Below are 21,136 nucleotides of genomic sequence, written 5' to 3'. Positions count from 1 at the left end.
GATATGGACATGATCGTTATCTTCATTACACTAGGCGCTTCGTTCCTGCTCTCGGTTATACTCGGGCCGCTCCTCATTCCGCTGCTCAGACGTATGAAGTTCGGACAGCAGATTCGGGAAGAGGGACCGCAGAGCCATCTGAAGAAGCAGGGAACACCTACGATGGGCGGCATTATTATTATGCTCGCCCTGCTCGTAGCCTTCCTCAAGTTCTCTGACAAGACGCCGGAATTCTGGGTGCTGCTGACGGCTTCAGTTGGCTTCGGGCTCGTGGGCTTCCTGGATGATTATATCAAGATTGTATTCAAGCGCTCACTCGGTCTAACCGCCAGGCAGAAGCTGTTCGGTCAGCTGCTGTTCTCCGTTATCGTGTGCGCGCTGCTCTATCAGATGAACCATAGTACGGAGCTCACCATTCCTGGAACAGGATGGGGCTTCGAGCTGGGCTGGTTCTACTACCCGTTAGTCGTTATCATTCTATTCGGTACTTCCAACTCGGTGAACTTCACGGATGGACTAGATGGATTGCTGTCCGGCACTAGCGCGATTGCCTTCGGAGCGTTCACGATTCTAGCGATGCAAGCGATGGAATATGAGTCTGCGATCTTCTCCGCAGCGATGATTGGTGCGGTTCTCGGATTCCTGATCTTCAATGCGCATCCTGCCAAGGTATTCATGGGAGACACCGGCTCGCTTGGAATCGGCGGGGGGCTGGCGGCGGTTGCGATTTTGACGAAGACCGAGCTGCTGCTCGTTGTCATTGGTGGCGTATTCGTCCTAGAGATGCTGTCGGTCATCCTCCAAGTCGGTTCCTTCAAGCTGCGCGGGAAGCGCATATTCAAGATGAGTCCCATCCATCATCACTTCGAATTGTCCGGCTGGTCGGAATGGAAGGTCGTCACCGTATTCTGGTCGGTGGGCCTTGTGCTGGCCGCGCTCGGCCTCTTACTTGGAATGTAGGGAAGTCGAGACGTGTTCTAATTACACTAAGGAGTTGTCAGCTATGAATCATCCGGCCTCTTACAAGGATCGCCGAGTTGTTGTACTAGGACTTGCCAAGAGCGGAGTCAGCGTCGCCCGTGTGTTCCACGGGCTAGGCGCTGACGTCGTCGTTAATGATCGCAAAGAACGTGAATCCTGCCCCGAAGCGGACGAATTGACCGCTTTGGGCATTTCTGTGATATGCGGGTATCATCCGGAGGACCTCATCACATCGGATACTGCCTTGCTGGTGAAGAATCCCGGGATTCCTTATTCCATAGACCCGATTCAGCGCGCCTTGGAGCTCAGCGTTGAAGTGATTACGGAGGTTGAAGTCGCTTATTGGCTGTCTCCTGCTCCGATGATTGGCATTACCGGTTCCAACGGCAAGACGACGACGACGACCTGGATCGGGGAGATGCTGGAGGCTGCAGGGATGAACCCTATAGTGGCAGGCAACATCGGCCGTCCACTATGCGAAGCAGCTGCAGAGGCTTCGGCAGACAACTGGATTGTCGCCGAGCTGAGCTCCTTCCAGCTGAAGGGGACGACGGCCTTCCGGCCGCGCATTGCCTTGCTGCTCAATCTAGCAGAGACACATCTTGATTATCATGGAGATATGGATGATTACGTCGCTTCCAAGGCGAAGCTGTTCGCGAATCAGACGGAAGAGGATATTGCTATCCTGAACTGGGATGATTCGGCTTGCCGCCAGCTTGCTGAGCATGGCGGCCTGCAGGCGAAGGTGATCCCCTTCTCCTTGACGGAGCAGCTGCAGCAAGGGGTGTACGTTGATCCTCCTTATACATCCGTTCAGCCAGAGGGAACGGATAGCGAAGAAGCGGATGAGGCTGTAAGGCACATAGTGTGGAGAGCTCCATCTGAGGAGCCTGTCGCTCTCATGACGGTGGCCGAGCTTGGACTGCCTGGTCGGCATAATACCGCTAATGCGATGGCCGCGCTTGCTGCTTGTCTTGCAGCCGGAGCTGCGCCGGAGCTGTTAACGGACTCTCTTCGCAGCTTCCAGGGAGTAGAGCATCGACTGGAATTCGTCAGAGAGGCTCACGGGGTGAAGTATTACAACGATTCGAAGGCGACGAACGGCACAGCGACCTCCATTGCCATTCGCTCCTTCCCCGGCAGAGTCATTCTTCTTGCCGGCGGACTGGACCGCGGCTCAGACTATATGGAGCTGCTGCCGCTGTTCAAGGAGCGCCTCATCGGGCTCGTTGCTCTCGGCGAGACGAGGCAGAAGCTTGGCCGTGTTGCTGAGCTGGCAGGTTTAACCCGGGTCCGATTAGTCGAACCTGAGGAGGACGCCGAGTCCACCTTGAGGGAAGCCGTGCGGCAAGCCGCAGCGATGGGGGAGCCGGGCGACATCGTCTTGCTGTCGCCTGCTTGTGCCAGCTGGGATATGTTCAAGTCCTATGAGCAGCGCGGGAGCATGTTTAAGAATTCGGTGCATACCTTGTAAGTAGGGGGCTTGTCCCTACTTGCGCATGTGATGAGGTGTGTTGCTAATGGCCAGAGCCAAGTCCACCCCGGACGTATGGATGCTCGTATCGATTGCTCTTATACTGGCAATTGGATTAATTATGGTGTACAGCGCCAGCGCTGTACTTGCCTTCCACGAGTTCGGCGACCGCTTCTATTATGTGAAGAGACAGGTGTTGTTCGCCACACTCGGCATAGGCGCACTGCTGTTCACGATGAACACGGATTATCATGTATGGCGGAAGTGGGCGAAGGTGGGATTAATTGCCTGTTTCGCCCTGCTCGTAATGGTGTTAATACCCGGAGTAGGTGTTGTACGCGGAGGAGCCAGGAGCTGGCTGGGCATATCCTCCTTCGGTATTCAGCCATCGGAATTCATGAAGCTGGCGATGATCTTGTTCCTCGCTAAGCTGCTCTCCGAGAAGCAGCAGATGATTACTCAGTTCCGCAGAGGCTTGCTGCCTTCGCTCACGCTGGTCGGACTTGCGTTCGGCCTCATCATGCTGCAGCCGGATCTGGGGTCGGGTGCCGTCATGGTAGGGGCATCGCTGCTGCTCATCTACATAGCAGGTGCACGAATTACTCATCTAGCGTCTCTAGCACTAGTCGGAGCAGCCGGCTTAGTCGGCCTAGTACTAGCTGCTCCGTATCGACTCAATCGAATAACGGGCTTCCTCGACCCGTGGTCTGATCCGCTCGGCACGGGATATCAGATTATTCAATCGTTATATGCGATCGGCCCCGGAGGGCTAGTCGGCCTGGGACTCGGGATGAGCCGACAGAAGTTCAGCTATCTGCCGGAGCCGCAGACCGACTTCATCTTCGCCATCCTCTCGGAGGAGCTTGGCTTCATAGGCGGTGCGGCTATCATCCTGCTCTTCCTGATCTTGGTCTGGCGGGGAATGAGAGCAGCGATCTCGGCGCCCGATACCTTCGGAAGTCTGCTGGCGATCGGAATCATTGGCATTATCGGTGTACAAGTGTTAATTAATATTGGTGTCGTTATCGGCGCTATGCCCGTTACCGGCATCACCCTTCCGCTCGTAAGCTACGGCGGATCGTCGCTGACGCTGCTCTTGACAGCGCTTGGCATCTTGCTTAATATATCCCGTTATTCGAGGTGAGTGTATGCGTATTGTATTAACCGGCGGGGGAACAGGCGGACATATCTATCCCGCAGCCGCGGTGGGCAAGCAGCTTCAAGAGGAGAATCCAGAGACGGAGCTTCTGTATATAGGAACAAGCAAGGGACTGGAGAGTCGGATCGTACCTGCGCTTGGCATCCCGTTCGAAGCGATCGAGATTACCGGCTTCCGCAGGAAGCTGAGCTTCGACAATGTGAAGACGGTCGCAAGGTTCATCCGCGGAGTGGCCCGTTCGAAGGAACTGCTGCGGAAGTTCAAGCCGGATGCCGTCGTCGGCACTGGCGGGTATGTATGCGGACCTGTTGTGTATGCGGCAGCGAAGCTTGGCATTCCAACCCTCATTCATGAACAGAATGCCATTCCAGGCCTCACGAACAAGTTCCTCGCTCGTTATGTCGACAGTGTAGCGGTAAGCTTCAAGGAATCGGAGCCTTACTTCGCGAAGGCGAAGCATACGTTCTATGCCGGCAATCCTTGTGCTACTCATGTGCTTAGAGCAGAGGCTAGCAGAGGGCTTGCATCCCTTGGGCTGCCGAGAGACAGCCGAATGGTGCTCATGGTCGGCGGCAGCCGGGGAGCTAAGGCATTCAATGATGTACTGGTGGACATGGCACCGCATCTTCAGCGGCTTGCCGGGGTCCACTTTGTCTTTGTTACGGGTGAACACTATTATGAGTCGACAATGGACCGGCTGAGAAGTGTGCAGCCGGCGTTATCTAATCATATCCACATATTGCCTTACTTGAACAACATGCCGGAGGTGCTGGCTGCCTCCCAGCTGGTTATCAGCCGCTCGGGCGCATCGTCTCTTGCCGAGATGACGGCTCTAGGCCTGCCTTCGTTGTTGATCCCGTCTCCTAACGTAACGAATAACCATCAGGAAGCGAATGCCCGGAGCCTCGTGGAGGCCGGCGCTTCGGAGATGCTGCTCGAGAGGGAGCTGAGCGGACAGGCGCTGCTGGATCGAATGACAGCCATTATCGGTGATGCGAAGAGGCTGAAGGCGATGAGCGAAGCAGCAGCGAAGCTGGGTGTGCCCGATTCCGCATCGCGGATTACAGCCAGGCTGAAGCAGCTTAGCAGCAGCAGATAGGAAGGGATAGGCGGCTGTCACACTACCCATAGGCAGGGCATAAGATACTCTATAATCGTGACCGCCAACAGCGGCGGGCCGGTTGAATAAGCATCTGAACCCTGATTCTATGCCGGATCTTACATGAGCCGTGAGGGTTGGAATTCATTCTTCAGCCGCTTAACCTTAAGGAGCAGAAGGAGGTACGACAGATGGAGCAATGGATAGCGGAGCTTAGAGAAGCCGGCGTCGGCCGGATCCTAATTAATGAACCGCTTGCAGACTATACAACGTGGAAGATCGGCGGTCCTGCCGATGTCCTTATTATACCAAGCAGCAGAGATGAGATAACGTCGGCTGTAAGACTGCTTCACAAGCATGGAATTCCATGGACGAATCTCGGCCGTGGCTCGAACATGCTGGTTAGCGACCGGGGAATTCGGGGCGTAGTTATCAAGCCCGGGGAAGGACTCGACTATGTGCGATTCGATGGGACGCTCGTACATGCGGGAGCCTCGTATTCCTTCATCAAGTTATCGGTGATGGCAGGCAAGGAAGGGCTGACGGGACTGGAGTTCGCGGGGGGAATTCCAGGAACGGTAGGCGGTGCCGTATATATGAATGCCGGCGCACACGGGTCGGATGTCTCACGCATATTCAGCTCAGCTGAGATTGTACTGGACACAGGGGAATTGGTTCGATACGGAGCAGAGGATATGGAATTCTCGTATAGGCATTCTGTTCTTCATCAGCGCCGTGGGATAGTCCTGGAGGCGACCTTCCGACTGGAGGAAGGGGAGCGGAAGGAGATCGCGGCGTCCATGGCTTCCTACAAGGAGCGGCGTCTGCGGACGCAGCCGTTGCAGCTGCCATGTGCCGGAAGTGTATTCCGCAACCCGCCCGGCGATCATGCGGCAAGGCTCATTCAAGAGGCGGGCCTGAAGGGTGTTCGCGCTGGTGGAGCCGAAGTATCCGAACAGCATGCCAATTTCATTGTCAACACCGGGCAAGCCACAGCTGAAGACGTTCTCACCCTCATAGCACGTATTCAAGGTACAGTTAGAGACCGATTCGGAATTGATCTCGTACCTGAGGTATTGGTGGTGGGTGAGCGGTAATTCGGAGGTGATACATTGGACAAATTGGTGATCGAAGGCGGGAGACCACTCTCAGGAACCATTGTTATCCAAGGAGCGAAAAACGCCGCTCTGCCTATATTGGCTGCCAGCATGCTGGCTTATGGTACGATTACAATCGATCATGTGCCTAAGCTGCTGGATATCGATGTTATGCTTAACATCCTGCGCGAGCTTGGCTGCCGCGCAGAGCATACGGATGGCAGAGTCATCCTGGAGACAGAATCGGCGCATACGTCCCATGTGCCGGAAGCATTAATGCGGCAGATGCGCTCTTCTATTTTCCTAATGGGGCCCCTGCTTGCTAGATTCGGCGAGGTTCAAGTCTATCAGCCTGGTGGCTGCGCCATTGGGGAACGCAAGATTGATCTTCATCTGCAAGGGCTGCAAGCGCTGGGAGCAGAGATTGAAGAGTCAGGTAATCGTATTACCTGCCGAGCGGAGAAGCTGTATGGTGCTGACATCCACCTCTCGTTCCCAAGTGTAGGAGCGACGGAGAATATTATGATGGCAGCGGTCCTTGCAGAAGGACGTACGACGCTTACGAACGCCGCACGCGAGCCGGAGATTGCCGATCTGCAGAAGTTCCTTAATACGATGGGTGCGAAGATTATGGGCGCCGGAACCGATACTATTACGATTGACGGAGTAGAGTCGCTGTCCCCTTGCCAGTACCAAGTCATTCCTGACCGTATCGTGACAGGGACACTGATGGTTGCTGCCGCAGCCACTCGAGGACAAGTAACACTGCAGAATACGAATGCCGCTCATCTATCCTCGCTCATTCATGTGATGCGCCGTGCAGGTGTTCAAATTACGGTAGACGGTGATATAATGAAAGTTGGCAGTTCCACTCGCCCCAAGGCTGTGGAACGAATCGTAACCTCTCCTTACCCTGCCTTCCCGACAGATCTGCAGTCGCAGATTATGGTCCTGCTCGCTCTATCTGACGGAGTCAGCGTCCTGAAGGAGACGGTATTCGAAGGCCGGCTTAAGCATGTGGATGAATTATCCCGAATGGGTGCTGATATTCGCGTCGACCTGAACGCAGCCTTCATCCGCGGCGTGCCGCGGCTCTACGGCGCCACTGTCGAGGCGACTGATCTGCGCGCAGGAGCTGCTCTAGTCATCGCTGGGCTTGCGGCTCAAGGCAAGACGGTCGTCGAGCAGATTCATCATATCGACCGCGGCTACGATCAGATTGAGACGATGCTCAGCCGGCTTGGCGCACGGATATCCCGCTATTCGCCTGTGCCGAAGCAATTGATATAATTTATAGGTGCGTACACGAAATATCCGGCTCCCGCCAAGCCATGGGGGACCGGCTGTTTTGTAAGAGAGAAGGGACAAGCTATGAGTGAGTCGATACCTGTTCTGAAGGAGCCCGAGCGAAGACGGAGAAGCAGCAGGAAGCTGCTGTACGTTCTATTCCTGCTGTTCATCGTGATTCTGTCCGTGCTGTTCTTCAATTCTTCTATTAGCAAGATCACTTCCATCACGGTAGAGGGCAACAACTATGCGGAGACCGAGGAAGTGAAGCAGGCTTCTGGCATTACGCTTGGCGATGCATTCTTCGGAACTAGCAGAGGAACAATCGCTTCGCGAGTGGGGAAGCTGAAGCCGGTTGAGCAAGTGACGGTGCACAAGACGTTCCCTGGAGTTGTGAGAATTGTAGTGAAGGAGTATTCAGTAGTAGCCTTCGAGATTGCTAAGGACAGCAAGCTGAGCGCGATGCTTGCTAGCGGCAGCAGCATACCCGCTACCGGGACCAATACGCTCATCGACAAGCCTATTCTATCTGGCTGGAAGCCGGATGACCCGATTAAGTCGGAGCTAAGCAAGCAGCTTGGTAGACTGTCAGCGAAGGACCTGTCTGATCTATCCGAGATTCATCCCTATCCGTCGAAGGCATATCCTGACCGGATTAAGCTGTATACAAGGACAGGCTTCGAGGTTGTAACTGCCGTATCGGTTATCGCGGAGAAGATTCATGCTCTGAATGCCGTCATTGAGACGCAGGAGCCCGGGAGAATTACGATGCTGCTGGCCGACACCTACGTTCCATTTCAACCAGATCCCGCAGAAAATCTCCAATCTCTTGAAAAAGAGACTACTCAATAGCTTTAAAGAGTGGTAAAATTTTATTTATGACTTATAGGATAGAATCGATGGAACTAGGTTGTAATACCTCATTCTAAGGCATCAGCTTTCGGGCAGCATTCAAGAGAATAACGACGAGCTATCGTCTCTGCAATATTTAATCATGACCGCTCTCCACTTGCAGGAACTATGAGCAAAATGAAAAATTTGTAGAAAAAAGAGGGAAAATATTAAGTGCGTTGAATATGTAGGAAGACATTTAATAGGAACCATCTAAATTTATTTTCTGTTGAAACGGAGGTGCCGCGAGTTGAGCAGCAACGACATCATCGTCAGTTTGGACATCGGTACATCCAAAGTTCGTGCTATTATTGGCGAAGTGAATAACGGAGCCATTAATATTATTGGAGTTGGATCTGCCGACTCGGAAGGTATTCGCAAAGGTGCAATTGTCGATATCGACCAAACCGTGCAATCCATACGCAACGCGATTGAACATGCTGAACGCATGGTTGGCATACAAATAGCGGATGTCTATGTAGGAATTCAGGGCAATCATATCGGGCTGCAGACGAATCACGGCGTTGTAGCTGTATCTAATGAAGATCGTGAGATTGGCGAAGAGGATATTGAGAGAGTACTGCAAGCAGCTAAGGTAGTAGCACTGCCACCAGAGCGAGAGATTATTGAACTCGTTCCTAAGCAGTATCTGGTTGACGGGCTGGAAGGCATATCTGACCCTCGCGGGATGATCGGAGTCCGCTTGGAAGTGGAAGCAACGATCGTGACGGGCGTGAAGACGGCGGTACATAACTTGCTTCGCTGCGTAGAGAAGGCCGGTCTTCGCATCTCAGGCGTGGTCATGATGTCACTTGCTTCCGGCGTCATGTCGCTAACGAAGGATGAGAAGTCGATTGGCACCGTGCTGACTGATATTGGCGCCGGTTCGACGACGATCACGATCTTCGAGCAAGGTGGTATGGTCGCCACTTCGACGCTGCCAATCGGCGGAGAATATGTGACTGCAGACATTGCTTATGGTCTGCGTACCCATAGTGACCAAGCGGAGAAGATTAAGCTGAAGTATGGTTGTGCGGTTATTGCCGACGCAGCGGAGGACCAGAAGTTCAAGGTTACGCGCATGGGCAGCAATGTAGAGAAGGAATTCTCACAGGTAGACTTAGCGAATATTATTGAGCCTCGGATGCAAGAGATCTTCCATCTTATCCGTCAGGAAGTACGCCGTCTAGGCTACGGAGATAAGATTAATGCATATGTGCTGACCGGCGGAGCGGTATCCTTGCCCGGGACGTTAGGACTAGCACAGAGTGAGCTGGAATCATCGGTTCGTATTGCGCTGCCAGATTATATTGGCGTGCGTGATCCAGCTTACAGCAGTGGAGTTGGGATGATAGGATATGTGTCGAAGATTATGGGATTACGCGGGACGCCAAGCGCTGTTAAGAAGGCTCCGGCCCGCAAGTCGGCATCCACAGCTACGCCTAAACCCGGTATGTTCGAACGGTTAAAAAATATGTTTAGCGAATTCATTTGATCGGGGGAGAATGTGAGATGTTGGAATTCGACATGGATGTTGAGCAGCTTGCACAGATAAAAGTAATCGGCGTCGGCGGCGGCGGCAGCAATGCCGTCAACCGAATGATCGACAGCGGAGTAAAGGGCGTAGAATTCATTACCGTGAACACGGACGCTCAAGCGCTCCATCTAGCTAAGTCAGAACACAAGCTGCAGATTGGGGACAAGCTAACGCGCGGTCTAGGTGCGGGAGCGAACCCTGAGGTTGGCAAAAAAGCAGCAGAGGAATCCCGTGATCTCATTGCCGCAACGCTGAAGGGCGCAGACATGGTCTTCGTTACAGCAGGTATGGGAGGCGGAACAGGAACAGGTGCTGCACCAGTCATCGCTGAGATTGCCCGTGAATGCGGAGCTCTGACAGTCGGTGTCGTAACACGCCCGTTCACCTTCGAAGGACGCAAGCGTTCAGGACAAGCGGAGCTCGGCATCGAGGCTCTGAAGGAGAAGGTAGATACCCTTATCGTCATCCCGAATGACAGACTGCTTGAGATTGTAGACAAAAAGACACCGATGCTCGAAGCCTTCTTCGAGGCAGACAACGTGCTTCGTCAAGCGGTTCAAGGCATCTCGGATCTCATCGCGGTTCCAGGTCTAATCAACCTTGACTTCGCGGATGTGAAGACGATTATGACCGAGCGCGGTTCAGCTCTGATGGGAATCGGCATCGCGACCGGTGAGAATCGTGCGGCTGAAGCGGCCAAGAAGGCGATTATGAGCCCGCTGCTAGAGACTTCAATTGACGGAGCACGCGGCGTTATTATGAACATTACAGGTGGAAGCAACCTGTCCCTCTATGAAGTGAACGAAGCGGCTGAGATTGTCATCTCCGCATCCGATCCTGAAGTGAACATGATCTTCGGTGCAATCATCAACGAGGATCTGAAGGAAGAGATCAAGGTGACCGTCATTGCGACAGGCTTCGAGCACAAGCCCGCAGCCTCTGTTAGGCGCACGACAGCGCCGACGCAGCAGCAGGAGACCGTAGAATCCCGCCCAGCGGCTTCTACTTCTAACCTGAAGCCGTTCGGCTCGACCGTATCAAGCGATCAGCTTGATATTCCAGCCTTCCTTCGCAATCGTCCGCGCAACGATAGATAGTTCTAAGCAAGCGATATCCGTTCTGACCGAGCAATCGGCAGGGCGGATTTTTTTGCTTCTATCCCTCGATAGGGCTATGTTCCAGCCCGTCTATACGCCCTTCTTCCTGCTTATGCTCGACAAAAAAAGATGAGCCCCGGCGTCATGATTAGACAGACTTTGAAATAGGATTTCTATATACTGAAATTCAATCGTTACCCCCGGTTCAGCGACAGCAGTCAGCGGACATAGGGTGCAGGAAGGTGACCGCCATTGCATCAGTGTATATAGATATAGTCTTCCTTAAGGAAATGTTAGTCGACGGAGGCGTCCTGCTCACTACAGCTTGGGTTCGTCATACGAGAGCTAATCCTTGGAGGATTGTAGGCGCGGCGGCCATCGGAGCTTGTTATGTCGTTTTGCTTTTTTTTCCTCCATTGTCCTTCTTGTTCACCATCGGCGTGAAGGTGCTCATCTCATTAGTCATGTTATGGGCAGCCTTCGGCTATCATTCCTTGCAGCATTATTTACGCAACTTAGGAGCGTTCTATGCTGTTAATTTCGTGGCCGCCGGGGCCATCCTTGGCGTCCATTATTTATTAATCCAGGGTTCGTCTAACTTGTGGCGAACGATGGTGTTCACCGAGGATGGCGTTCAGACGAACTTGAAGCTGGGCATCTTCGTCGTATTCGCCGCTATGTGTATCGGATTGTATCTATATCGGTCAGTCGCCTCGGGGCGGCGTGAGCGCGATCTCATCCAGTCCCATCTAGCTGAAGTGAACGTCATCATTCATGAGACCCGGTTCCACTGTGTGGGTCTCGTTGATACAGGCAATCAGCTCTACGATCCCTTGACACGCACTCCGGTCATGGTCATGGAGGCGTCAATCTGGAGTGAGCAGCTGCCTCCTGCATGGCTTCAACTCATTCGCGACTCACAGGTGGATCGTCTCGTAGCTGGAATGGACGAGGATGACTTCATCTGGCAGGACCGGCTCCGACTGGTGCCATACCGAGGTGTGAACAGGGGCTCGCAATTCATGCTTGCCCTGAAGCCGGACTCCGTCCTCATTGAACGGGAGGGGAAGCCTTACGAGACCCGGAAGGTGTTGATTGGACTCGATGGAGGCAGGCTGTCGACAGATGGGAGCTATCAAGCAATTATTCACCCGTCGCTAGTTGCTGCTCGAGCAGACTAACGGGATTGGAAGCCCAAGCACACACATTTCGGGGAGGAAGATGGATATGGTTGTGAAGTGGAGATTGGTCCTTCAGTTATATTATTATCGCATTTTATTTTTATTCGGGCTTAAGAGCGAAGAGATCTATTATATTGGCGGAAGCGAAGCGCTGCCCCCGCCGCTCACCAGGGAGGAAGAGGAATATCTGCTCGGCAAGCTCCCTTCGGGCGACACCGCCATCCGGGCGATGCTCATCGAACGCAACCTGCGGCTCGTCGTCTATATCGCTCGCAAGTTCGAGAATACAGGCATACATATCGAGGATCTGATCTCCATCGGTACGATTGGACTGATCAAGGCCGTCAACACCTTCGATCCTGAGAAAAAAATCAAGCTCGCGACCTACGCCTCCCGCTGTATCGAGAACGAGATTCTCATGTACTTGCGGCGTAACAGCAAGACTCGGACCGAGGTATCGTTCGACGAACCGCTGAACATTGATTGGGACGGCAATGAGCTGCTCTTGTCGGATGTGCTTGGGACAGAGAATGATACCATCTATCGGAATATTGAGGAGCAGGTCGACCGCAAGCTGCTGCACAAGGCACTCGACAAGCTGTCGGAGCGAGAGCGTATTATTATGGAGCTACGATTCGGCCTGGCTGATGGAGAGGAGAAGACGCAGAAGGATGTAGCAGACCTGCTGGGTATCTCTCAGTCCTATATTTCCCGCTTGGAGAAGCGAATTATTAAGCGGCTTCGCAAGGAATTTAACAAGATGGTGTAAGCTGGGTGCAGATCGGTTCCTCGTGGGAGCCGATTTTTTTTGTTGAGCAGCGATAGGGAATATATTGATAATATGTTGACATGTTGGTGTATTATTCGTATAGTACACTTATAGTGTATGAACTACTTAGTACACACACCTGATAATGGAAGCAAGGTGACAGTCATGAAGGACGGCGAAGCAGCACTGCCTATCGTATTCAACAACCGAGATCCCGTCTACCTCCAGGTTGTTCGGCACTTCAAGGAAGAGATTGCAACCGGCAAGCTGGCCGGGGGAGATGTCATACCGTCTCGCAGAGAGCTGGCGGCTCAGCTGCAGATTAATCCGAACACGGCGCAGAAGGCTTACAAGGAAATGGAGGAACAACGATTGATTATGACGGAGGGGAACTCGCCGAGCAGAATAACAACGGATAAGCGTGTGCTCCATGCGATTCGAGATGAGCTAATTGTAGAGGCGGTCGGCACGTTCGTTGCTTCAATTCGCAAGATCGATCTGCCTGTCGATGAGCTGCTTGACATCGTGAAGCGTACCTATGAGACAGAGCGAGCAGGGAATCAGGAGGGTGAGCAATGATTGAGCTTAAGGATGTGAACAAGCGGTACCGGCGCAAGACGGTGCTGAACGGCGTTTCTTTTACCGCGGAGAAGGGTCAGGTTACTTGTCTTATCGGTATTAATGGAGTGGGGAAGTCAACCGTGATGAAGGCCATTATGGGGCTTACGCCGGTGGATCGCGGTCATATCTGGATAGATGGACAGAAGATGGGGCCTAAGCTGTATGAGAAGGTAAGCTTCATTCCCGATACGATAACGATGCCGCCGAATATGACGATTAAGGACTGTATGGTGTTCATGAGCGACTTCTACGACAGCTGGAATCAGAGCCGGGCAGATGAGATGCTATGCTTCTTCAAGCTGGATGCAGCGAGCAAGGTGTCAGAGCTGTCGAAGGGAACGGCGGCGAAGCTCCATCTGCTGCTGGGGCTGTCGCTTGATGCAGACTACGTGCTCATGGACGAGCCGTTCTCCGGCATTGACGTATTCAGCCGCGAGCAGATTGCTAAGGTATTCACCTCCCATCTCATTGAGGATAGAGGCGTCCTCATTACGACCCATGAGATCGGCGATATCGAGCACTTGATCGACAAGGTCGTGATTCTCGAGCAAGGAACCGTTGTGAAGGAATTCTACTGCGAGGAAGTTCGGGAGGAAGAGGGCAAGTCAGTGATGGATGTGTTAAGAGAGGTGTATAACGGATGATTCGTTACTTGAAGCTTGTTCATATGGAGCTGAGCCGCTTCGGGAAGTTCCTGGCCGGGTTGCTGGTGCTGGTCGTTCTGCTGCAGTTCGGGAGTGTTGTTTATAGCAGTATTAGCTACAAGAATTCTCAAGAGCTGCAACGTGAGACAATGGGTCTTTCTCAACAAGAGTTTCTTAATCGTGAAGGCTTTTGGCCAGCCTCCCTCCAAGATATGATGACTGCTGGAGTGCTATTCAACGGATCGATACTGTTAGTCGCTGGGTTTTTATTCCTATATATCTTTTTCATCTGGTACCGGGATTGGCTGGGGAAGAATACTTTTATCTACCGCATGTTAATGCTACCAACTGACCGAGTCCATGTTTATCTAGCTAAGCTGACAACGATAGTGCTGCTGGTATTAGCCTTCTTGGCATTACAGCTTCTATTATTGCCTTTGGAAAAGCTTGTCTTTGAAATGCTCATTCCAGAAGAGTTGCGTATCTCTACTTCAATTTTTGAGGTTATTCGTGGAGTTTATTTGTTCAATTATATTCTACCTTTACAGGCTCTTGATTTCCTAATATACTACGGGGCCGGCTTAACGGTAGTCATACTTATTTTTACAGGGATTGTTATTGAACGAAGTTACAGGCTGAAGGGCTTGATAGGAGGACTAATTTTTGTTGCTATTGCTGCTGCCCTCATCCTATCGCCAATGGTTATTGCTTTTATGAGATGGTTTGAGTTTTATATTTGGGAGGTTGTCTGGCTGGAGATTGGGGTCATCATAATCGTTACCTTAATCTCTCTAGCGATTAGCTTCCGTTTAATCCGTTACAAAGTGACGGTATAGGAGGATGTCTATGTCTAAGTTGAAACGTTATGGACTATCAATTGCACTCTGTCTACTAATCGTTATTATAATAAGCACCTATTACGTACAAGCAGCCATTCATACCTTGCCGGAGCTTACGTTGGTTACTATAGATGGGGATGAGAAGATAGCTGACAAGCTGGTCTTGGAAGGGGGTTACTTTGATGGGACTGGCAACACGGTTGAACTGACCTCTAAGGGAAGCACCTACTCATCAGAGCAGTCCTTGCCAGAGAAGCTGCTCTCCAGAGAGTTAGAGCGAAGAGGAGAGCTAGTCAAGAAGTATCCAGGGTTTATGCGGGGGAAGAACTCAAGTTACTTATATGAAAATTCGGAGTCTGTTGTCTCAGTTGAGGATAAGTTTACTTTGGATCCTAATGGGGACAACCACCAGTTTAATCTGCTTGTAGATAAATTGGACAAGAAAACGAAGAAGAGCAGCTCCTTCGAGATTGAGATTAAGCAAGAGGGATTGAACTGGGTGTTTGTGTATGACTTCTATCTCAAAGAGGGTAATCTTGAGATCGTTGCAGAACTCCTTTCAGGCCCTCATGTTAACCGCAAGACGGAGTATCACTTGTACACGATTGATATAGCCAAGCAAGAGATAGCAGATGATACTAAGATTCAACTATTAGAGCCAGATCCATCGGCTAAGAATATTAAGTGGCAATCGCAGTACTTCATTGGAGATAGGATTAAGGGCAGGAAGGTCACTAAGCTCTTGTTCTCACAGATTGAAGTAAGTATGGACTCTAATGGGAATATTCAAGAAAGAACTGAAAATGTACCGATTAAGTGGATTAGCTATGATCCTGCCTCCGAACAACAAGAGGAGTTACCTATACCAAAGAATTATAAACTTCTTACGAATCAACTGCTTGGAGATTACTTTGTCGTAGTGACTAAGGAGAATGGAACGTATCGGTTATCCAAGTACAATCTCATAACTAATCAACTCGAGCAACAATATGATTTAGAAGGAAACTCGAATCTTTCAATCAAAAAGATAAGTGCAGAAGGAATTATACTTCTAGGCAAGGTCGACGACAAAACGCAAGTAGAAATCATTGACATGGCCTCAGGCAAGCTTAAATTCAAAGGTTCTGTTGAAGTAGAAGGAACTCCCAAGGAGCAGCTCGAATGGTCTCGTAAAGTCGACTTCCACACCGCTCGAATAACCCAATAGATTACTAATGTCAAGCCTTCAGAGCTCTCTGAGGGCTTGTCTTATTATGTCGAATAGAAGGAATAAAGTTGGGGTCCGAGGAGATAATGTACAGTAATGTTTCTCCTTGGGAGGTAATCACGTTGACCCGAAATAAAGTTGAGATCTGTGGAGTGGATACCGCTAAGCTGCCTGTTCTGACGAACGCCGAGATGAGGGAATTGTTCACAGCGCTTCAGACGAAGAACGAATGGGCAGCAAGGGAGAAATTAGTGAATGGCAACCTCAGGCTGGTGCTTAGCGTCATTCAGCGCTTCAACAATAGGGGAGAATTTGTAGATGACTTATTCCAAGTCGGATGCATTGGACTTATGAAGGCGATCGATAATTTCGACCTTAGTCAGAATGTGAAGTTCAGCACCTATGCCGTCCCGATGATTATCGGTGAGATTCGCCGTTACTTGCGTGACAACAACCCGATTCGCGTCTCACGGAGCCTGCGGGATATCGCTTATAAGGCACTGCAGGTCAGAGACAGCTTGACGAACAAGAATTCAAGAGAGCCTACGATCTTCGAGATATCGGAAGCGCTCGGCGTCCCGAAGGAAGACGTCGTGTTCGCCCTAGACGCCATTCAAGATCCGGTCTCCTTGTTCGAGCCGATCTACCACGACGGCGGAGATCCCATCTATGTGATGGACCAGATCAGCGATGACCGCAACAAGGATGTATCCTGGATCGAGGAGATTGCTCTTCGGGAAGCGATGCAGAAGCTGAACGACCGTGAGAAAATGATTCTGTCGATGCGCTTCTTCGACGGCAAGACGCAAATGGAAGTGGCTGATGAGATCGGCATCTCGCAAGCCCAAGTGTCCCGTCTAGAGAAGTCTGCGATTGGACAGATGCAGAAGCATGTAAAGTCCTAAAAGGAAGCTAATCCAAGCCCCGAGAGCCTCTCGGGGTTTTTATGATGTTCACAACCCTCAATTTAAATAGGCGAAGGTGGACATTTTGACGAGGAGCAACATATAGATAAAGTAGAGGTGTGTCCAGTCAGCGCAAGGCTAGCCTTATAGGGGAGACGGTGAAAAGCATGAAAATCTCCGATTTTCAGACGAAGGATGTTATTAATATTGTGGACGGACGGAGGTTAGGTCAGATCAGCGACTTGGATCTGGACCTGCGTCAGGGACGTATCGAATCCATTGTAGTACCGCATTATACGAAGTTCTTCGGCATGTTCGGCGGCGGTGCTGACATCGTTATTCCTTGGAGGAATATTGTGAAGATCGGCTCGGATGTTGTGCTTGTTCGACTAGATGAACCTAAGGCTAATAAATCCGACGATGAGGATTTGCACGCCCGGTCTTAACTAAGGTACACTCTTGGTTAGAGGTGAATGTATAGGATGGAACCGTTTGTATGGTCTCAATCAGCGAAGGATCCTTCGCTTTTTTTGTTGTCTTCATGGATGTCCGAGCACGAAGGGCTGACTGCTGGCTTCACTGGTCGAAGCGGCGGGGTTAGCAAGGGACGATGGTCTTCCCTGAATACCGGCCTGCATGTGGGTGACTTGGACGAGGATGTGGTGCAGAACCGGAAGCGGGTAACCGCTGCTATTGGCTGGCCTCACGAAGCCTGGACCTGCGCGGAGCAGGTGCATGGAAGCCGAGTGTATGAAGTGCTGCCAGCTGACAGAGGGAAGGGAAGAGCGTCCAGAGCAGATGCCATACAGGATACAGACGCCTTAATGACCAATGTGCGAGGAGTGCTCCTTGCCTCTCTGTACGCGGATTGTGTGCCTCTCTACTTCTACGACCCAGAGCATCAAGCGATGGCACTGGCGCATGCTGGCTGGAAGGGAACGGTGCTGGAGATTGCTGCACGCACGCTCGAGGCGATGGCCGCGCGATATGGCACCAGACCTGAAGCCGTCAGAGCTGCAATCGGACCATCGATCGGCGGCTGCTGTTATGAGGTCGACGCAGTCGTCATCGACCGAGTGAAGGCGCTGCTTCCATCGTTCGGGCTATCAGATGAAGAGCAAGCTCTCTTGCTGTTACCCGTCGAATCCGGGAAGGCGATGGTCGACTTGCGAGAAATTAATCGTCAGATTATGATAAAAGCAGGAATTATGCCGATTCATATCGAATGTACACAGTGGTGCACAGGATGCAGACGGGATCTGTTCTTCTCCCATCGCATGGAAGGCGGACCGACAGGCCGAATGGCCTCCTGGATCGGGCTGGCACCTTAAGCAGAGGAGAACAGATACAATGACATTATCAGACAGAATTGGACAGATCGAAGCGGCCATTCAAGGAGCTTGCGAGCGTAGCGGGCGAACTCGCGAAGAGATACAGATCGTTGCTGTGACGAAGTATGTGTCTGCAGAAGCTGCTGCTGAAGTGATCCAGCATGGTTTTATCCACTTAGGCGAGAACCGCTGGCAGGTGGCAGAGGAGAAGTGGGAAGCCATCAGCGGGCATTCCTCATCGCAGCCGGATGGACAAGCTGACTTCCATGCACAGCCCTCCTCTAATACGCCAGTATGGCACTTCATCGGATCGCTGCAGACGAACAAAGTGAAGGAAGTCATAGGTAAGTTTACATATATCCATTCCTTGGATCGAATCTCTCTAGCTCAGGCTATTCACAAGCGTGCAGAACAGCTGAACCTGATTGTACCTTGCTTCATTCAGGTTAATGTATCTGGAGAGGATTCCAAGCACGGTCTATCCCCCGAGGAGCTGCCTGCCTTCCTGCAGGAGCTCGCTCCATACAAGGGTGTGAGGCCGATTGGACTCATGACGATGGCTCCGCTGGATTCGGAGCCGGAGCAAGCAAGACCTGTGTTCCGCCGTCTGAGGCAGCTGAGGGATGAGCTGAATGAACGTCGCATCGTGGAACATAGGCTCACTGAACTATCTATGGGAATGTCAGGCGACTACGTGGTTGCCGTTGAAGAAGGGGCGACATGGCTTCGGCTAGGCACCGCATTAGTAGGCAAATAGGAGGGTGAAGAAGATGAGCGTGATGAATAAATTCATGAATTTCCTAGGCTTGCAAGAGGAAGAAGAGATTATCGAGCGTGAGAGAGTGGCCCAGCAGGAGGAACAAGAGGTTGAAACCTCTCCCTTCGAGCAACGTAGAACTACAAAGACAGCCGCTGCGGCTGCCAGTGCCAACAATATCGTAAGCATTCATTCGCAGAAGAATGTACGGGTTGTTCTTAGCGAGCCTAGGTCGTATGACGAGGCGCAAGAGATTGCCGATCACCTTCGTTCACGCAGAGCCGTTATCGTTAACCTGCAGCGTGTTCGGAATGACCTGGCTGTGCGGATCGTTGATTTTCTGAGCGGGACAGTGTACGCTTTAAACGGCAGCATTTCCAAGCTCGGACCCAACATTTTTCTATGCACACCGGATTCGGTAGAGATTCAAGGTGCCATTACGGAAATGCTGGCTGAGGAGATTGATTACACGAAGATGAGGTGACCTTGGGTTGTTAACTTCTATTGAACAATTAGTATGGAACATTGAACGTATTTACACCTTTATGATTATCGGCTATGTCTTGCTGTCATGGCTGCCGAATGCCCGGGAGAGCTTCATTGGCAAGGCTCTGGGACGACTCGTCGAGCCTTACTTAGGCATCTTCAAGAGATTTATTCCGCCTATTGGCGGTATGATCGATATCTCACCAATTGTAGCCGTATTCGCTCTTCAGTTTATTGCTTACGGTGTCATAGCCGTTATCGGCTTCTTCGGCGGTTAGGGGTACCACTCATGAAACCAACCATATACGAGCATTTCCATCTCGAGGAACGAGCCTTCGTAGACCGGGCCTCGGAATGGATAGAGCGGTCCGCCCAGCAGCATGAGCTGAAGCGGACCGATTTTTTGGATCCACGTCAGATTGAGATTATTGAAGCGTTAAGTAACCGGAACGGAGATGTGCAGCTTCGTCTGGACGGCGGGCATCCCGCTGCGGAACGCAAGCGGGCGATCCTCGCACCTGATTACCGCGTATTGGATGACGAGCCGATTGGCATTGCGGTGTTAGCGGTTAACGCGCCGGGTCACTCTCATCTGGAGCTTGACCATGGTGATTATCTAGGAGCTCTGCTCGGTCTTGGCATTAAGCGAGATCGGGTAGGCGATATTCATGTGCATGAGGGCTTCTGTCATATCCTCGTTGCCGAAGAAATCTCCGATTACTTGAATATTCACCTGAGACAGGTTCACAGAGTGAATGTGTTGACCGATATAGTAACTGTTGACCAGCTGAATCCCGTTATTCCTAAGCTGGAGGAGATCAGCTTCACCGCCGCTTCGATGAGACTTGACGGTATTGCCAGCGACGTGTACCGCATCTCAAGGACGAAGATCGTGGACCCTATTCGAGCGGGCCGCTGCAGAGTGAATTGGAAGACAGTCGAGGATCCTTCCAAGCCGCTGAAGGCAGGGGATGTTGTCTCGATGAAGGGGCTGGGCCGATTCAAGGTGCTCGAGGCTGACGGACTTACGAAGAAGGGCCGTATACGTATTCGGGCCGGGAAATTTATTTGAGGCATGAAGCTGAGTTTGCAGGAATTTGTATGTGATTGTCGAATCTTTCCACTATCAGCAACAATGAAGGAGGTGCGCCAATGCCCCTGACGCCATTGGACATACATAACAAGGAATTCGGACGCAGACTTCGCGGCTATGATGAAGACGAGGTGAATGAATTCCTCGATCAGGTCATTAAGGACTACGAGCTGCTTATCCGTGAGAACAAGGAACTGCAGAATCAGGTGCTGAGCCTGCAAGAGAAGTTGAATCACTTCACCAATATCGAGGAGACACTCTCCAAGACGATTATCGTTGCCCAAGAAGCGGCAGATGAAGTGCGCAGCAACTCGAAGAAGGAAGCACAGCTCATCGTGAAGGAAGCGGAGAAGAATGCAGACCGCATTATTAACGAATCTCTATCGAAGTCACGCAGGGTCGCTCTAGAGGTGGAAGAGCTGAAGAAGCAAGCCTCCATCTACCGTGCCCGCTTCCGTACGCTGGTTGAAGCCCAGCTGGAGCTACTCGGACAAGAAGGCTGGGACTCGCTGAACAGTTCATCGGATCAGTCGCAGCTCGAGCAGCTTAACCGCGGTTAGCCTGAACGACGCTGAGCCATTTGACAATCCCTTGTCCAATACGCTATAACTATTAGTAATTGAACGATTGTTATGAACTTCAATGACGAGAACGAGTAAGCTAAGAGCAGAGATCCTCAGA

At 51.6% G+C, this 21,136-nt stretch carries 23 protein-coding genes and 1 other annotated feature (1 of these 24 cut by a window edge); all 23 genes read left to right on the top strand.

What is annotated here, in order from left to right:
* The first annotated feature begins 3 nt into the window (after positions 1-3).
* The 23 genes from mraY to ACFO9Q_RS16740 all read left to right on the top strand — a co-directional run bounded on the left by mraY (position 4) and on the right by ACFO9Q_RS16740 (position 21,015).
* Positions 4-960: a phospho-N-acetylmuramoyl-pentapeptide-transferase gene (mraY, locus tag ACFO9Q_RS16850; RefSeq protein WP_379184150.1), complete on the top strand. Its 957-nt coding sequence runs from the start codon at positions 4-6 to the stop codon at positions 958-960.
* Positions 961-1,003: 43 nt separating this feature from the next.
* Entirely contained in the window at positions 1,004-2,455 is a 1,452-nt protein-coding gene (murD, locus tag ACFO9Q_RS16845; protein ID WP_379184148.1) for a UDP-N-acetylmuramoyl-L-alanine--D-glutamate ligase, read from the top strand.
* Positions 2,456-2,501: 46 nt separating this feature from the next.
* Positions 2,502-3,599, top strand: a complete 1,098-nt coding sequence (gene spoVE, locus ACFO9Q_RS16840; RefSeq protein WP_379184146.1) for a stage V sporulation protein E — start codon at positions 2,502-2,504, stop codon at positions 3,597-3,599.
* Positions 3,600-3,603: 4 nt separating this feature from the next.
* Positions 3,604-4,713, top strand: coding sequence for an undecaprenyldiphospho-muramoylpentapeptide beta-N-acetylglucosaminyltransferase (murG, locus tag ACFO9Q_RS16835; RefSeq protein WP_379184144.1), 1,110 nt, complete (start codon positions 3,604-3,606; stop codon positions 4,711-4,713).
* A 191-nt stretch (positions 4,714-4,904) separates the two neighbouring features.
* Positions 4,905-5,810 carry a UDP-N-acetylmuramate dehydrogenase gene (murB, locus tag ACFO9Q_RS16830; RefSeq protein WP_379184142.1) on the top strand — a complete coding sequence of 302 codons (906 nt, stop codon included), beginning with the start codon at positions 4,905-4,907 and terminating at the stop codon, positions 5,808-5,810.
* A gap of 15 nt (positions 5,811-5,825) precedes the next feature.
* Complete coding sequence (murA, locus tag ACFO9Q_RS16825) at positions 5,826-7,100, top strand: UDP-N-acetylglucosamine 1-carboxyvinyltransferase (protein ID WP_379184140.1); 1,275 nt, start codon at positions 5,826-5,828, stop codon at positions 7,098-7,100.
* Positions 7,101-7,181: 81 nt separating this feature from the next.
* Complete coding sequence (locus ACFO9Q_RS16820) at positions 7,182-7,949, top strand: cell division protein FtsQ/DivIB (RefSeq protein ID WP_379184138.1); 768 nt, start codon at positions 7,182-7,184, stop codon at positions 7,947-7,949.
* Between the two features lie 289 nt (positions 7,950-8,238).
* Positions 8,239-9,483, top strand: a complete 1,245-nt coding sequence (ftsA, locus tag ACFO9Q_RS16815) for a cell division protein FtsA (RefSeq protein WP_379184136.1) — start codon at positions 8,239-8,241, stop codon at positions 9,481-9,483.
* Positions 9,484-9,500: 17 nt separating this feature from the next.
* Positions 9,501-10,622, top strand: a complete 1,122-nt coding sequence (gene ftsZ / locus ACFO9Q_RS16810; RefSeq protein WP_379184134.1) for a cell division protein FtsZ — start codon at positions 9,501-9,503, stop codon at positions 10,620-10,622.
* Between the two features lie 260 nt (positions 10,623-10,882).
* A complete protein-coding gene (spoIIGA, locus tag ACFO9Q_RS16805; RefSeq protein ID WP_379184132.1) occupies positions 10,883-11,803 on the top strand; it encodes a sigma-E processing peptidase SpoIIGA in 921 nt (306 codons plus the stop codon).
* 46 nt (positions 11,804-11,849) lie between these two features.
* Positions 11,850-12,572 carry an RNA polymerase sporulation sigma factor SigE gene (gene sigE / locus ACFO9Q_RS16800; protein WP_379184130.1) on the top strand — a complete coding sequence of 241 codons (723 nt, stop codon included), beginning with the start codon at positions 11,850-11,852 and terminating at the stop codon, positions 12,570-12,572.
* A gap of 165 nt (positions 12,573-12,737) precedes the next feature.
* Entirely contained in the window at positions 12,738-13,151 is a 414-nt protein-coding gene (locus ACFO9Q_RS16795; protein ID WP_379184587.1) for a GntR family transcriptional regulator, read from the top strand.
* Entirely contained in the window at positions 13,148-13,837 is a 690-nt protein-coding gene (locus tag ACFO9Q_RS16790; RefSeq protein ID WP_379184128.1) for an ATP-binding cassette domain-containing protein, read from the top strand. The genes ACFO9Q_RS16795 and ACFO9Q_RS16790 overlap by 4 nt, the downstream gene beginning before the upstream one ends.
* Entirely contained in the window at positions 13,834-14,673 is an 840-nt protein-coding gene (locus ACFO9Q_RS16785; protein WP_379184126.1) for a hypothetical protein, read from the top strand. Before ACFO9Q_RS16790 ends, ACFO9Q_RS16785 begins: the two co-directional genes overlap by 4 nt.
* A gap of 10 nt (positions 14,674-14,683) precedes the next feature.
* Positions 14,684-15,883: a hypothetical protein gene (locus tag ACFO9Q_RS16780; RefSeq protein ID WP_379184124.1), complete on the top strand. Its 1,200-nt coding sequence runs from the start codon at positions 14,684-14,686 to the stop codon at positions 15,881-15,883.
* A gap of 122 nt (positions 15,884-16,005) precedes the next feature.
* Positions 16,006-16,788: an RNA polymerase sporulation sigma factor SigG gene (gene sigG, locus ACFO9Q_RS16775; protein WP_379184122.1), complete on the top strand. Its 783-nt coding sequence runs from the start codon at positions 16,006-16,008 to the stop codon at positions 16,786-16,788.
* Between the two features lie 167 nt (positions 16,789-16,955).
* Positions 16,956-17,234: a YlmC/YmxH family sporulation protein gene (locus tag ACFO9Q_RS16770; RefSeq protein WP_379184120.1), complete on the top strand. Its 279-nt coding sequence runs from the start codon at positions 16,956-16,958 to the stop codon at positions 17,232-17,234.
* A 36-nt stretch (positions 17,235-17,270) separates the two neighbouring features.
* A complete protein-coding gene (gene pgeF / locus ACFO9Q_RS16765) occupies positions 17,271-18,119 on the top strand; it encodes a peptidoglycan editing factor PgeF (RefSeq protein ID WP_379184118.1) in 849 nt (282 codons plus the stop codon).
* Between the two features lie 19 nt (positions 18,120-18,138).
* Positions 18,139-18,876, top strand: coding sequence for a YggS family pyridoxal phosphate-dependent enzyme (locus ACFO9Q_RS16760; protein ID WP_379184116.1), 738 nt, complete (start codon positions 18,139-18,141; stop codon positions 18,874-18,876).
* Between the two features lie 13 nt (positions 18,877-18,889).
* The gene (locus ACFO9Q_RS16755; RefSeq protein WP_379184114.1) at positions 18,890-19,360 is read left to right on the top strand and encodes a cell division protein SepF; all 471 of its coding nucleotides are present in this window, start codon (positions 18,890-18,892) and stop codon (positions 19,358-19,360) included.
* A 7-nt stretch (positions 19,361-19,367) separates the two neighbouring features.
* Positions 19,368-19,640: a YggT family protein gene (locus tag ACFO9Q_RS16750; protein WP_379184112.1), complete on the top strand. Its 273-nt coding sequence runs from the start codon at positions 19,368-19,370 to the stop codon at positions 19,638-19,640.
* A gap of 11 nt (positions 19,641-19,651) precedes the next feature.
* A complete protein-coding gene (locus tag ACFO9Q_RS16745) occupies positions 19,652-20,434 on the top strand; it encodes an RNA-binding protein (protein ID WP_379184110.1) in 783 nt (260 codons plus the stop codon).
* 80 nt (positions 20,435-20,514) lie between these two features.
* Positions 20,515-21,015 carry a DivIVA domain-containing protein gene (locus ACFO9Q_RS16740; RefSeq protein WP_379184108.1) on the top strand — a complete coding sequence of 167 codons (501 nt, stop codon included), beginning with the start codon at positions 20,515-20,517 and terminating at the stop codon, positions 21,013-21,015.
* 73 nt (positions 21,016-21,088) lie between these two features.
* Positions 21,089-21,136, top strand: a binding site (T-box leader) (it continues 264 nt past the right edge of the window).

Origin of the sequence: Paenibacillus sp. GCM10023252, from assembly GCF_042653305.1 — a bacterium.
GTDB lineage: Bacteria > Bacillota > Bacilli > Paenibacillales > Paenibacillaceae > Pristimantibacillus.
Note: the sequence above shows the minus strand (reverse complement) of the source record. Positions and strands in the feature narration are given on the sequence as shown.

Bases quoted from the DNA above. Each gene is read 5' to 3' on its own strand.
- mraY (WP_379184150.1), top strand. From the start codon at position 4: ATGGACATGATCGTTATCTTCATTACACTAGGCGCTTCGTTCCTGCTC.
- murD (WP_379184148.1), top strand. From the start codon at position 1,004: ATGAATCATCCGGCCTCTTACAAGGATCGCCGAGTTGTTGTACTAGGA.
- spoVE (WP_379184146.1), top strand. From the start codon at position 2,502: ATGGCCAGAGCCAAGTCCACCCCGGACGTATGGATGCTCGTATCGATT.
- murG (WP_379184144.1), top strand. From the start codon at position 3,604: ATGCGTATTGTATTAACCGGCGGGGGAACAGGCGGACATATCTATCCC.
- murB (WP_379184142.1), top strand. From the start codon at position 4,905: ATGGAGCAATGGATAGCGGAGCTTAGAGAAGCCGGCGTCGGCCGGATC.
- ACFO9Q_RS16820 (WP_379184138.1), top strand. From the start codon at position 7,182: ATGAGTGAGTCGATACCTGTTCTGAAGGAGCCCGAGCGAAGACGGAGA.
- ftsZ (WP_379184134.1), top strand. From the start codon at position 9,501: ATGTTGGAATTCGACATGGATGTTGAGCAGCTTGCACAGATAAAAGTA.
- sigE (WP_379184130.1), top strand. From the start codon at position 11,850: ATGGTTGTGAAGTGGAGATTGGTCCTTCAGTTATATTATTATCGCATT.
- ACFO9Q_RS16795 (WP_379184587.1), top strand. From the start codon at position 12,738: ATGAAGGACGGCGAAGCAGCACTGCCTATCGTATTCAACAACCGAGAT.
- ACFO9Q_RS16790 (WP_379184128.1), top strand. From the start codon at position 13,148: ATGATTGAGCTTAAGGATGTGAACAAGCGGTACCGGCGCAAGACGGTG.
- ACFO9Q_RS16785 (WP_379184126.1), top strand. From the start codon at position 13,834: ATGATTCGTTACTTGAAGCTTGTTCATATGGAGCTGAGCCGCTTCGGG.
- ACFO9Q_RS16780 (WP_379184124.1), top strand. From the start codon at position 14,684: ATGTCTAAGTTGAAACGTTATGGACTATCAATTGCACTCTGTCTACTA.
- ACFO9Q_RS16770 (WP_379184120.1), top strand. From the start codon at position 16,956: ATGAAAATCTCCGATTTTCAGACGAAGGATGTTATTAATATTGTGGAC.
- pgeF (WP_379184118.1), top strand. From the start codon at position 17,271: ATGGAACCGTTTGTATGGTCTCAATCAGCGAAGGATCCTTCGCTTTTT.
- ACFO9Q_RS16760 (WP_379184116.1), top strand. From the start codon at position 18,139: ATGACATTATCAGACAGAATTGGACAGATCGAAGCGGCCATTCAAGGA.
- ACFO9Q_RS16755 (WP_379184114.1), top strand. From the start codon at position 18,890: ATGAGCGTGATGAATAAATTCATGAATTTCCTAGGCTTGCAAGAGGAA.
- ACFO9Q_RS16745 (WP_379184110.1), top strand. From the start codon at position 19,652: ATGAAACCAACCATATACGAGCATTTCCATCTCGAGGAACGAGCCTTC.
- ACFO9Q_RS16740 (WP_379184108.1), top strand. From the start codon at position 20,515: ATGCCCCTGACGCCATTGGACATACATAACAAGGAATTCGGACGCAGA.